The 13,291-nt window shown below is 44.5% G+C and carries 10 protein-coding genes and 2 CRISPR repeat arrays; of the genes, 8 read left to right on the top strand and 2 right to left on the bottom strand.

What is annotated here, in order from left to right:
* Positions 1-11: 11 nt before the first annotated feature.
* Positions 12-1,587: direct repeats of the CRISPR family, unit length 24 nt; unit sequence CTTTTAGTTCTTTGTTATTTTGTG.
* 115 nt (positions 1,588-1,702) lie between these two features.
* Entirely contained in the window at positions 1,703-2,554 is an 852-nt protein-coding gene (locus tag QXV08_RS08585; protein ID WP_342821531.1) for a hypothetical protein, read from the bottom strand.
* Positions 2,551-3,216, bottom strand: a complete 666-nt coding sequence (gene csa3, locus QXV08_RS08580; protein WP_342821530.1) for a CRISPR-associated CARF protein Csa3 — start codon at positions 3,214-3,216, stop codon at positions 2,551-2,553. The genes QXV08_RS08585 and csa3 overlap by 4 nt, the downstream gene beginning before the upstream one ends.
* Before the next feature lie 83 nt (positions 3,217-3,299).
* Between csa3 and QXV08_RS08575 the strand changes: the two genes are divergently transcribed.
* Genes QXV08_RS08575 through cas1 form a run of 8 tightly spaced genes read left to right on the top strand, consistent with a single transcriptional unit; the run spans position 3,300 to position 11,612 of the window.
* Complete coding sequence (locus tag QXV08_RS08575; RefSeq protein ID WP_342821529.1) at positions 3,300-5,084, top strand: HD domain-containing protein; 1,785 nt, start codon at positions 3,300-3,302, stop codon at positions 5,082-5,084.
* A gap of 55 nt (positions 5,085-5,139) precedes the next feature.
* Positions 5,140-5,643, top strand: coding sequence for a hypothetical protein (locus QXV08_RS08570; protein ID WP_342821528.1), 504 nt, complete (start codon positions 5,140-5,142; stop codon positions 5,641-5,643).
* A complete protein-coding gene (gene cas7d, locus QXV08_RS08565; RefSeq protein WP_342821527.1) occupies positions 5,643-6,791 on the top strand; it encodes a type I-D CRISPR-associated protein Cas7/Csc2 in 1,149 nt (382 codons plus the stop codon). The genes QXV08_RS08570 and cas7d overlap by 1 nt, the downstream gene beginning before the upstream one ends.
* A complete protein-coding gene (locus QXV08_RS08560) occupies positions 6,788-7,510 on the top strand; it encodes a hypothetical protein (protein WP_342821526.1) in 723 nt (240 codons plus the stop codon). The genes cas7d and QXV08_RS08560 overlap by 4 nt, the downstream gene beginning before the upstream one ends.
* A 15-nt stretch (positions 7,511-7,525) precedes the next feature.
* On the top strand, positions 7,526-9,721 hold the full coding sequence (locus QXV08_RS08555) for a hypothetical protein (protein ID WP_342821525.1): 2,196 nt from the start codon (positions 7,526-7,528) through the stop codon (positions 9,719-9,721).
* 13 nt (positions 9,722-9,734) lie between these two features.
* Positions 9,735-10,016 carry a CRISPR-associated endonuclease Cas2 gene (gene cas2, locus QXV08_RS08550; protein ID WP_342821524.1) on the top strand — a complete coding sequence of 94 codons (282 nt, stop codon included), beginning with the start codon at positions 9,735-9,737 and terminating at the stop codon, positions 10,014-10,016.
* Entirely contained in the window at positions 9,994-10,632 is a 639-nt protein-coding gene (locus tag QXV08_RS08545) for a hypothetical protein (RefSeq protein WP_342821523.1), read from the top strand. Before cas2 ends, QXV08_RS08545 begins: the two co-directional genes overlap by 23 nt.
* Complete coding sequence (gene cas1, locus QXV08_RS08540) at positions 10,629-11,612, top strand: CRISPR-associated endonuclease Cas1 (RefSeq protein WP_342821522.1); 984 nt, start codon at positions 10,629-10,631, stop codon at positions 11,610-11,612. The genes QXV08_RS08545 and cas1 overlap by 4 nt, the downstream gene beginning before the upstream one ends.
* 105 nt (positions 11,613-11,717) lie before the next feature.
* A CRISPR array of direct repeats spans positions 11,718-13,055; the repeat unit is 24 nt; unit sequence CACAAAATAACAAAGAACTAAAAG.
* Between the last annotated feature and the right edge of the window lie 236 nt (positions 13,056-13,291).

Below are 13,291 nucleotides of genomic sequence, written 5' to 3'. Positions count from 1 at the left end.
GGGGGGGCGGACTTTTAGTTCTTTGTTATTTTGTGGGAATAGTATATGTCTACCACGACAGGAGCACCATCACTTTTAGTTCTTTGTTATTTTGTGTCTAATTAACTTGGAGAAGTGGATCGCGATCTCATGCCTTTTAGTTCTTTGTTATTTTGTGAGCAGTGGGGATATACAGTGTCTGTGTTAACAACCTCTTTTAGTTCTTTGTTATTTTGTGTCTCTAGCTTTTCTCTTCCTTTACTAACTCTTATTATCTTTTAGTTCTTTGTTATTTTGTGATAAGAAGATAGGGAGGTGGTGATGGAATCCGTCCTAAGCTTTTAGTTCTTTGTTATTTTGTGCCTAGATAGAGAGAAAGATCTATAGGATTGAAAGGATCTGAGAGAGGTGGCTTTTAGTTCTTTGTTATTTTGTGATGGACTCGGGTTTTTCCGCTGCCGACTTCCGTCTCTTTTAGTTCTTTGTTATTTTGTGTGTAATCAAGAACCTTGGCGCTCCAGTGGATCCGAACTTTTAGTTCTTTGTTATTTTGTGATGAATCCCTACTACCAGCCTAAATCAAAAACCTAGCTTTTAGTTCTTTGTTATTTTGTGGTAACCACTCCATCGGATGGATACGTCTTATTATCTTTTAGTTCTTTGTTATTTTGTGAGAGGTTTCGCGATCGTTCTCGGCTGGATCTCGATCCCTTTTAGTTCTTTGTTATTTTGTGTTGTAAGAATAAAAAATAATTGGAGTGTGAGAAAAAAACTTTTAGTTCTTTGTTATTTTGTGATTTTTTTTATTTTTCTATTTACCTAGATTACCTAGACTTTTAGTTCTTTGTTATTTTGTGACGATGCAGGGATCGAGGCGATGTGTAAAGCTAATGGGATAGCGTACTTTTAGTTCTTTGTTATTTTGTGCAGAGCCCCCGCTTACATAGATCTAGAAAACCCTAGCTTTTAGTTCTTTGTTATTTTGTGTCGGATCAAGTTAACACAAATAACACGATCCTCAGCTTTTAGTTCTTTGTTATTTTGTGCTTGCCCACCCCCCTCAACTGACTCTCAAGCTCCGTCTTTTAGTTCTTTGTTATTTTGTGATAATAATATAAAATATGATATTATGATAATAGAAAGAGAGAAAGCTTTTAGTTCTTTGTTATTTTGTGCCTCAGCAATGAACCTGCTCAGTTCTCCTTTCCTCAGACTTTTAGTTCTTTGTTATTTTGTGAGGTATCCTCCTTATGTTTATTCCATCAGGAGAATACTTTTAGTTCTTTGTTATTTTGTGCGAGTTCAAGGGAGAAATAGAGATAACATTTCAAGACTTTTAGTTCTTTGTTATTTTGTGGCGCTAGGCGGTTCACTCTTGCGCTGAGGATTTCAGCTTTTAGTTCTTTGTTATTTTGTGTCAGGGATATCCAGAGGAAGAATAGAGAGAACATGGTTCTCGTCTTTTAGTTCTTTGTTATTTTGTGAGATCTCGTAGTACTTAAGTTTCAGAAAGGTGATTACTCTTTTAGTTCTTTGTTATTTTGTGAGGTAGACAACATAATTCGATACACCACCATACCTCTCCTTTTAGTTCTTTGTTATTTTGTGTGGTTGCGGGTTGGGTTTTTTCTTCTGTTTTTATATTCTCACCTCAAGACTTATAAGTGTTTAGGTGAGAAAACAAAACCTCCACAAGAAAACCAGAGAATCTTCTCACCACTGTTTATTTTGTTTCTTTGTTGTTTTGTGTTATGGTTATTGTTCCGAAGCCGTTTGTTCTGCTTGCTCCTATTCCGTAGATTCTTGCTGTTTGTAGTGTTTTCTTGATTGTTTCTTTGCATTTTTTCTCGTTTGTTAGGATTATGTATTTTGCTTTTGCTGTTAGTGCTGGTTCTCGGTTGTTGTCGTAGTTTATGAACACTGTTTTTTGTTTGGTTGAGTAGTGTTCTGCTAGGCATGATTCTAGTTCTACTATGGCTTGGGATGCTTTGTGGAGGTCGTGTGTGAGCATTCCCTGGGTGATCATGTATGGGATCCAGAAGAACACGCCTGGGCTGGTGGTGAATCTTCTGACATGCTGTGTTGGTGTTAGTGGGTGTGTGAGTAGTGCTGGGCTGAGGGTTTTCACGGTTATTGTTTTCAGCGTTTCTCCTAGTTCTCCGCTATCCTGCGGAGTATATATGTCAACACTCTCGATAGTGTAGCTCACAATCGCGTTCTCAAACTTCAGTCTGGTCCTAACCCCTCTCACCTGATCAAATCTATTATAAAGCGATCTTATGATACCACCATCCGCTCCCACCTCAACAAAATACTCACCTCTTAAAAACACCGGCTTTAGAACCCAGCTCCCGCTCTCCATCTCGTAGAAGGGTATGACAGAACTACCTCCACTCATAGGAGGACTCACTCTCAAAAGCTTGAAAAACCCCTTCGAAGGTCTGAAGAAAGGCTCAAGCTCTGGAGCCTCTGTAAGCACCAACGCCTTAGACAGCTTACCCGTGTAGTTGTAGATGTAGCCATTACTCTCCATATAGAGCCTGAGCACGAGCACCGCACCACTAGAGACGCTCAACCCTCACCACCACAGAACACACGGCTCAAAGCCTCTCCAAGCGGTGTAAGCACTACAACATCATCTCTCAACTGCACCAGCCCTCTCTTAACCATTCTATGCAGAAGCATATATATCGTAGACGGCGACTTCTCCATCCTGTCGCACGCCTCCTTAACCACTAGATCTCTCTTAACTCCATCCCCAACCAAGCATAAAATCCTCAGCTCACTCCTACCAACACTAAGCCTCATAGTATCAAGATTCAGAGTAACATCATAAAACCCATCCTCTCTCGCCACATGAACCACAAGCTCTACACCCTTCACCAACTCTCTATAGATGAGAGATGCATAGACAGCGACAAGACCTAGATACCTCATCCCGCTACCGAGCGATACCACCAACCTCTCAGGCTTCAACTCCTTCAACACGCTCACAAGAGACGAGACATCTCTACCAAAGTTATTAGCGTTCACCACAAGCTCCTTAACAGCTACACCAGCAGACGAGAAGATATTCTTAACAAGATTAACAGCGTTTGAGACCTTCTGCCTATCATAATCGCCTCCGCTAAGGCTGTAGACTAAGAGAGCAGCATCTCCCGGCTGCAACCCGATCCTAAATCCAGCCCTGATCACAAGCTTCTCATCAAATCCTACTATGAAAATTGCAAGCTTCAAACCCACCTATCTACCCCAAGATATGCATATTACATAGAAAAATTTAAAAATCTCATAAGCAAATATATATTCGGTAGCCTACCGTGAAACTCAGACAACTAACCGAAATCGCATACAACCTCTTCCCCCCATTCATAGGTCTTGTCAGCTGGAAGTACAAGATCCCATCCTCCGCTCTATACCATTCACTCAGCGTCGCCTCAATCGCTGGAAGCATTGCCGAACTACTCACCAATGACGCTGACGAAATTGAACTGGCCACATACGCTGGTCTAGTCCATGACTACTATCAGAAGGGAGATAGTGTTGGACTTACAACCAGCATCGGAGAGAAGATATTAAAAAAGGTTTTCGACAAATACGGGCTCGATAAAAGGATCATTGACACCATAGTCTGCGAGGCAACCAGATATAATATCGCCGAGAACCCGGGCATATGGGCTGGCAAGCACCCTATCGCCAGTCTAAGCATCTGGCTTGCAGACACAATCGCCGGAACCCCCTCAGCTCTCCTACTCGAGCAAGCGATTAGAGAGCGATCGAGCAGACTAGATGAGACGCAACGAAAACTACTACAATCTCTCAGAATAACCATCTTCTCAGCATTACTTCCACAGGTAGCACTAAGGTCTGGGATATACTCTGAGGTGGTTAAAACCCTTAGCAAGACACATGCCATCCCCATACTCGCTAGAGATGGATTGATAGCTATATCCAACACCGATATGCCGCAGGTGCAGATAGATATCGATACCTTTAGATTCGATCCGAATATCTACCACATTATCTACGATGAAGCCAGAAAAAAATCGCGCAGCAATACATTAAAGAGAGAGACCTTCGATAAGAGGATGCGACAAGATCTTTTCCTCCGCAACTCCAACCACAAGATACCCCTCGATGAGTCTGTACGAAAGCTCTTCCTCAACATAGATCTGAGCAACATATTGTGGGGTAGCGGGAGCTATAGATGCATGTTCTGTGGTCTACCAGTAGTAGATCCTATTCATCCATCCGCTGTTGGCTACATCTTGTACGCCTCAAGCAGTGTGGAAAGATGGAGTGTGAGAGTGCCAGCCGTCGGGATCAACCTAAACAGTCTCTTCCAAAAGAAATGGCTTGGAGCTGGGATCGTTTCCTGCCCCCTCTGCGTTCTAGATGCTTACGAAGTCTACCTTATGATGAGAACCAACAATATCAACTCTGCCGATTACTTCGCAGTACTATACTTCCCCCTACCCACGCACTACATGGTGGCAGAGATGCTATCAGCTGTAGCCCACAGGGTGTTGTCCACAGCTATTTCACAAAGAGGCGGGATAGATTTTGCCAGCGTGATCAAGGAATCCTTCGAAAAAGCCGAGAAATACGTTGAGCATGCTATGGAGTACATCAAGGATACAGGTGCAGCAATACTAGTAGACTCAACATGGGCTCTATACTTCGAGGTAATGCAGATGGTAGGCGGAGAGCTCGAGACCTTGGCCACCTACCTATCCAGCCTCGCAAGAGTTATCTTGTTCACTGGTGTATACCCGGTTAAGTTCTCGAGCAAGATAGATCCTTTGACAGAGAGAAGACTGCTCAGCCCAGCCTATTCCCTATACGATGTAGATCCTGCCGACGAGAGGTTGAGAGATCAAACACCTCTCTTGGTTGCTCTACTATCGATTATCAACATTCTTGACGACGAGCTGAGCACGCGCAGAGGTGTAAGACTAACGGATAAGGATAGAGCTAGACATGTGATGGATTACCTGAGATACCCGTACTCTATGCATAGAGATCTCCTGCTGAAGCATAGCGCGGGTAGAGCTGTGCTGTCAGCCTACCATAGGTTCAGGGAGGATCCGCTTAGTATATTTTAGTTTATTTCTATCTAGACCTAAACCCCTCGCCCACCATGCAGCCCGGATCGGGCGCGTGGGGGTAGGGAGGGGGTGGTGTGGTATAAGTGAACCTCCTCCAGATATAGATAGAGAGGTTAAAACAGTGTTAGATATTCTGGGAGTGAAAGATATATCCACGACCACGAGAGAGCAAATTATACTGGCTTTAGGCAGATTGCTATCGGTTAAAGCGTCTAGAGAGGCATCGGTGCATGAGGTAACTAAGGAGGTTAGGAGAGCGCTGGAGCTAGCACTAAGATCACCACTGATTAAGGGAGTTAACGAGGCTCTAGTTAGCGTGGTGTACACCAACCCACCCTTTAGAATAGAAGCGTTGAATAGAGTATACAGAGAGCTACTGAGGAAACTATTGGTTGAAACTGTAGAATCGGCTAAAGATCTGTCGCCTATGTGGAGAAGACAGCTAGTGAATCTAACTGTTGAGAACCTCTATAACATAGCTACTGCCAGCGAGACATCTGAATATAAGAAGAAGATATTCGGAGTCTTCGGAAAGAGTGAGGAAGGGGAGATATAATGAGTCAGCAGCCTATGAGCCTGTCTAGACTCCTAGTAGAGAAAAGTAGCTATCTGAGAAACCCGAATGAGCGGGATAGAATATTTGCCAAGGGCAAGAAGATAGAGGTAGTGTATGTTATAGTGAGCAAGGGCATCCCCCTCTTCAGAACAGAAGGTGCTGGTGATGTGACAACCATCGATATAATCCCGAGAGGAGTGGCTAGGGAGGGAAGCACGGCATATGTGTCAGTACCAGCTATACTGCCGGAGAAGATACAGGCTAAGCTTAGGAGGAGGATGTTAGAGGTGTTGAGAAGCAGATTCAACAATGAAGTCAGAGAGCATGTGAAGAAGTATAAGAAGCTAGGATTTAGTAGGCTGGGAGAAGACGGATCCTGGAACTGCTTCATCATGCCTCCTAGCGGTGAGGGAGAGACAGACCTAGGGATGTGTGGTTTCTGCCCCTCGTGCAACATCCTCGGAGCTGTAATAACGAAGAGCGAAAACAACTACGCGAAAACGTCGTACGGAATCAAGAGCAGGGTGGTGCACGACATAGCGTTCGCCACGGTTCCCTACGAGAAGTGCGTGGTCGAGTTAACACATAACAAGGTCAGCGAGGGGATAAGCTACACAGGGAGAAGCTTGTATGAAGAGCCTCACATAATGCCGGGAGTAGTCTTCATAGGCAAGCTCGCAATGTACGACGTCACGGAGAGAGAAGCGAAGCTAGTTCTACACTCGCTAGCTACGATTAGTAGGATGGGAGGTGGTGAGACTAAGTATGGCTCCGTTCAGGTGATAATAGTCGGGCTGAGAGCAGGCGATAGAGAGACGGTCAGTAGTTATGACATAGCTAGACACGTGATAGAGAAGACAGGAGGTGCTCTGGTCGAGCCGGAAACAGTGGTTAAGGAGATTGTTAACTACATAAGAGGGAAAGGATTTGATGTAGTGATCGACGAACAAAAAGGGATCGACAGCCTAGACACAGTAGTAGCAATCTCTGACGAGGAGCTAGCCAAGCTGTGGGGGGAGGACAACTACTTCTACTCTGAGAATGTAGTAGCACATATTGCCAGAGCAGAGAAGAAGACTGTGGGAGGCGAAGAGGAAGAGAAGAAAGAGAAGAAGTCTAAGGGAAGAGGTAAAGAGGAGGTCCAATGACCACCGACGAGAGGTATAGCGTTGATGAGCTGAGGTTCTATCTGGTAGAGCTAGAGCTACATAGCATTATGTGGTTCTCAACCATAGCTCAGCCGCATCTTAGCACCTTCATCCAGACACCTCTACCGCTGGTACACAACTACCCTCTGATACTAGCTTTACAAGGACATATAGTTGAGGGATCCTACATCTCCAGATACAACGAGTATAAGAGGGTTGAACCGCCGGCTGCAATGTTCTCGGAGGCATTGGTCTACGCCTATCCAATGCTACTTGATAGGGTGTTCTACAAGAAGCTTCTGCTTAGCATGTCTGAATCTGATTATCTGGTCTACAAACCGCAGACGAGACTATCCATACCGCTCATGGCTACTTATAATGCCTTCGCACCGGGCACGAGAGGTAGGACTGTGATCGTGGTTACAAGAGATAGAAAGCTACCTGAAGAGTTTTACCTAAGGCTTGGAGCTAAGAGATATGGTGTGTGGAAGGCGGTTTATGTTCGTGAGGCGCATGTGGAGGTGGTGAACCGCTCTGTAGAAGTGTCCTCACCTTTCAATGTAGCTGATGTCTCTCCTGAGACCTTGAAGAGCAGTCTCGTCGTACTCAGACACTACGCCGGAGACATAGCCTTGTCCGGGGTTTTCACCAGAGCTCTCGATATACGCGTCAACGGGGAGAGAATCCTCAAACCCATACCTTTTTTCATCTCTGTTTAATCGTGAGGGTTTTTCATGTACGAGTACGAGGTCACACTCGCTCCTGTCTACATTGAGTCATCCAGCGAAGAGCTTGGCAATACGAGAATTAGAAGATTTCAGAAAGAAGTAGCCGACGTCACGGAGGGGTTCGTGGTTCTATCCGCTCCCACAGGCTCTGGTAAAACCGTGACGCTCCTGACAGACAGAGAACATGGTGTGTCAGTAGGGTTGTATCCCAGCAATGAGTTGCTGCGTAGCCAGGTGGCGGGGCTGCACAATTTCATAGTGAACCACATTGGAATGCGACCAGAGAAAACCATGCTCTACGACTACTGTAGAACCGGAGTTGTTCCCGAAGACTATATCCCGCTTAATATTTACGTGTCTGACAGAAAGGTTGACCTATTTGGCAGAAGGGTTGGCAAGATATATATAGTTGGGATGAGTGGAGACGTGGTTAAGGCAGTAGCTGATCGAGGTAAGCTTGATATGTTGGTAAAGGTTTCGGACATGCTGGCAAGCATAGATGAGGACGAGTACGCTGTCACCCTAGCCACTCCTGATACTTTCTTTCTACTTACACTCTACGCTTATCGTAACATCGATCTTGTGGGCAGGCTTACACATTATATCCTACTCCTACTTAGAGGTAGGCTGCTGAGTGGCTACGAAGAATTTGACAAGTTAATGAGGATGCTGGGCATGAGTAGAGCCGAGCTTGAGAAGATAGCGAGAGCCTTCCTCCCCTACAGAAGATCTTCATTGTTCATTGATGAATATCATTTGTATGGCTACTACGAGCTTTCATCCTTTAAGGCTTTACTTTACACGCTAGCTACAGTCCACGGCTGGAGCGGGAGGATAATTCTATCGTCAGCCACGCCTAACACAACTTTTCAGGAGGAGTTAGCAGATGAAGCTGGTATGACTCCTCTTCATATAGATGGGCTTAGCCATATTAAGGAGAGAGGAGATGTGGATGAGCTGGTTAGAGGACCTGTTAGGCTGATCTTCACAGAGGTGAGCGAAGATGGAAGAAGCGAGATAGCCAGGCTCTATGGAGCGAGTAGGCGAGCTTATGAACTGATATCCACACCAAGGTTTAGAGAGTTCATAGAGAAGTTTAGAGAAGGTCGTGGTAGGGGAGCGGTCATACTTGAAAAGGTATCTCATGCAGAGATCTTCGCGGAGGCTCTCTACAGAGAGACAGGGGTTAAGCCGGTGTGCATGTACTCGATGCCGCGCGAAGATGTGTGCGAGGAGACGCCTGCATACGAGGTTGGCGGAAGTCTACTCGTGGTCGGAACCGGTGCTAAGATTGGGCAGGGTGTTGAGTTTCCGAGACTCTCTTTCGGTGTAGTAGCTAGAGTCACAGCTGTGGACTTCCTTCAGTCGATCAGTAGGATAGGCAGGAGGCTTGAGGAGGAGAGTATTGTTCTTGTGCCAATGGCGGAGAGAGAGCTCAAGAGTTTAGCGGAGAACAGCGTCTTTGCAAAGAAGAATGTAAGCTATTATGAGCTGGCTGAGTGGGCTGAGAAGATAGGAAAACCACTTATGAGGAAGATACCCTCAGGCTATGAAACAGTCTACCGTGGGATAATATCTATGAGAGAGAGTATGCTGAAGATCGTAGGGCTAGCCCTTCACTTCAGGCTTTCAGGAGCGGGATACGGAGATATGGCGAGCCACATTGAGAGAGTGCGTATTTCGCTACAGAATCTGAGAATCATTGCATCTCCAGATTATATGGGTACTCTGCTGATGTTCAGATCCTCTGGTCCGAGCGTGAGTTACTGCCGCGAGATCCAAGGCGTGGTTAAATGTTATGATGAGGGTGAGGATCTCGGAACTTTGGTGAGAAACTACGAGATCGCATCCTGCAATGGGTATCCGCTTATCAAGAGTGTTGGCAGAGGCGAGATAAAGATCGAATGCAAGAAGATCGCAGATCTGGAGAGCTTTATTAGGAGGGGAGAGGAGAGAGATAGATCGAAGACTTTAATAATAATCGACTGGCACACTCTCAGAGACCTGTTTCAGTGTCGTATAGTGGTTTATAAGAATTCAGAAGAACCCGAAGAACTGAAGCATCTCGACAGAGAGCTGGAGGATCAGCTGTTTCTCATTCCAAACATTATGAATGAAGACCTCAGCGAATATATTTACAGATCTGGGAAAGGGCTGAGAATTAAACTGGGAAAAGGCTCTATAACCCTGCTCTACCTGTAGAACAGGTGATGAGATGTATGTCATTGTTGCCTTCGACATCTCAGACGAACGCGTGCGGGGACGTCTACGCAGATTCCTCAGGTCTCTCGGTCTATCGATGGTCAATAGGAGCGTCTACGCCGGTGTCGGGGGACAGAGCGTCGTGGAGAAAATTCGAGAGAGAGTTGATGAAATCATTGGAGAGCGCGATAGCGTGTTTATCATCCTTGTGCAGGAGCAGGAGTACATGCGGGCTGTTCTTTGTACCAGAGTGGATTGTAAGAGAGTTGAGGATGTCTTCTTCGAGATCTTCTAGCCCGATGCATCTCTCAGCTACAACTCTCTCGTGGATGGCTAAATGCTATCTTGCTAGGAATATAGTGCTCTCATCAGCTGGCTCGCTCTCGTATACGACGCCTCATACTGTTGAGAAGATGAAAAGTGATCATGATGAGCTGGTGAAGATTGTGAGAAATGCTCTTATAGAGATCTTCTCGAAACATGTAAAAGGTTTAGAGCTAGAGAAGATGAAGCTATGTCTCACTCTAATGCTGAAGGATTCTAGCTACATGGTTTGCGGAGTCCCGGATCTAGCGTATCTTCTCTATGGCGTGGAGCTAGATGATCTAATTCTACTTGTAGAGGTGACACTATCTCCCAGCATCCGGCATCTAGTCTATGGAGAGATGCTATTCTACTCTATAGCTGCGCACGCCTACTATGGTTGCAAGGTGGCGGGGCTGATCGTTAATCTCAGCCATGTCTATCTTATTCTATTCAGAGAAAACACTGCCAAGCTTCTCCGAAAAACTTTTTCAAGAAAGGAGTACGAGAAAGCGGTAGAGCTTTCTGAAAGTATGAGGGCGAAGCATCCTTGGATCTGTAGTCTCTGTGATCTAAAGCATATATGCCCTCTGGGGAGCGAGTTTTGAGAACGATCTTCGTGAAGAATGCTGAGCTCGTGACGAGAAAGAGTCGTAGCAGCTTGATCATACATAGGAGGGATGGTAGCTATAGAGAGGTTAATATTAGAGATATAGAGGCGGTTGTAATCCTAGGAGCTGCTACCAAGATAGAATGTGGAGTGATCTCTCTGCTCTCCAGGTATAACATTCCTCTATCAATAGTCAACAGATTGGGTGTCTCTATTCTGGCAGTTCCTGTAGTGACGCTCTATAATGAAACTAGACGTGCCCAGTATCTCTTGAGCGATGCTGAGAAGACTGAGATCATGCTAGAGATCCTGAAGGCAAAGTTCAGAGGCTTCTCAAACATACTCAAGTATCATGAGAAAGAGGTTCCAGAAGCGGTTCTCGAGGAAGCAGTAGCAGAGAGAGACCTACTCCACTGGGAGGCGGCTACAAGTCGTAGGTATTGGCAGCTGATGATAGATCTTATACCGGGCAGCATACTTAGAGAGCTTAAAGACAGATATGAGTTTCAAGGTAGAAGACCACGCGCGAAAGACCCATTCAACCAGTCTATATCAGCTCTATACGCGATCCTCTACTCTCTAAGCACCAGAGCACTCCTCGCCAGCGGGCTAGACCCCACCTACGGACTACACCACAGGACAAGATACTCTCTCCCACTAGTCTACGACTACACCGAGATGTATAAACCAATAGCAATACACACCCTGATCAAAGTCCTCAGAAAAACAGAGAAACTCCCACAACTAGACGAAGACGGCTACCTAACAAAAGAATCCATGAGCACAATGATGAAAGAACTATTCAACACACTAAACGCAAGAATACGAAGAACAAGGATCACACCACACAGAGCAATCTACATCAACGCAATCAAACTCGCAACAAGAATAAGAACAAGAAACAAACAAATACACTACACATACACATACAACCCAAAGAAACTACAACACACAAAAACAACAGATAAACAGTGGTGAGAAGATTCTCTGGTTTTCTTGTGGAGGTTTTGTTTTCTCACCTAAACACTTATAAGTCTTGAGGTGAGAATATAAAAACAGAAGAAAAAACCCAACCCACAACCACACAAAATAACAAAGAACTAAAAGTTAGTAATGTGCTTGAGGATGCTGTTAGGCATCACACACAAAATAACAAAGAACTAAAAGATGTAGACGAACAATCCTACCGCGGATGAGGCGACAAACACTATGAGAGCAACACAAAATAACAAAGAACTAAAAGTCGTGTTGAAGAATGAGAAGAGAGCGGTTCGCTTTGCCACAAAATAACAAAGAACTAAAAGGATATTTCCATAAATGTGGTATAAAGATCCACTGTTATTTCTATCTCATCTCACAAAATAACAAAGAACTAAAAGATTCGCAAGGATAGATCTGCTGAGGAAATAGTGGAATACACAAAATAACAAAGAACTAAAAGTGAGGAGGTACTCCATGAACTTTCTATACTCGTTCAACTCCACAAAATAACAAAGAACTAAAAGCAACATCAGAGTATTTCAGTGGCACTGGTATGTTCACACAAAATAACAAAGAACTAAAAGACAACAATCCCTGAATCCTCATCAACCAGAAAACCCGCACAAAATAACAAAGAACTAAAAGATACATCCAGGGTATAATTCCATTAATCCTCTCACAACACAAAATAACAAAGAACTAAAAGCTGGGATCTATTCTCAGAATTATTCTGAGAATATGACACAAAATAACAAAGAACTAAAAGTCCGGTGTTTTAATAAAGTCCTCCGGGTACATTTTACACAAAATAACAAAGAACTAAAAGATAGGGATCGGGATATACATATTCTTCAGAGCAATCCCCACAAAATAACAAAGAACTAAAAGCGGATTTGAATGGTAATCCTCTGTACTACTGGGTTGCACAAAATAACAAAGAACTAAAAGGAGGGAGGATCCGTGAGTCTGCTATCGGGATGATCTCACAAAATAACAAAGAACTAAAAGGATTGTATGTGTGGAGATCCCCGATGTGAGTGGGAGATGCTTGTAACACAAAATAACAAAGAACTAAAAGTTCTCACTCGAATCAGTTGGCGGCAATGGCATCTTACACAAAATAACAAAGAACTAAAAGCTAGCGTGAGAGATGTTGATTGTTTCTCGATAGTGGCACAAAATAACAAAGAACTAAAAGGTTAATTCTCTCAATACCTGAGTCTTAGGAGATTCTCCACAAAATAACAAAGAACTAAAAGATCCTGGAGAAAAATTTGATATGGATCAGGCTCGCGTCACAAAATAACAAAGAACTAAAAGACCGTAGGAGGATCAACGTTAATAATAGTTAGTCTCACAAAAATAACAAAGAACTAGAAGCTCTCATAAGGGTAAGCCGTGGTAGAGAAAAACTAGCACAAAATAACAAAGAACTAGAAGCCCGGGTTGTGGTGTGGTGTGTGGTGCGGCGGCCGGGATTTGAACCCGGGATCGCCGGCTTGGGAGCCGCCCGCAGAGGAGGCAAAAAAGGGAGCCTACGCCCTCCTTGACTGCGAGGGACTGCCCGAGCTTATCATCCTTGCCAGCGGTTCAGAGGTGCATCCAGCCTTGGCTCTGATACCACCTCTCTGAACAGCTTACTGGTTTTATCCATATAGGTGTAATCAATTACTATA

Source organism: Desulfurococcus sp. (assembly GCF_038881575.1).
In the GTDB taxonomy this organism is placed as follows: Archaea; Thermoproteota; Thermoprotei_A; order Sulfolobales; family Desulfurococcaceae; genus Desulfurococcus.
The sequence above is the reverse complement of the archived record's forward strand: the minus strand, read 5'-3'. Positions and strand labels throughout refer to the sequence as shown.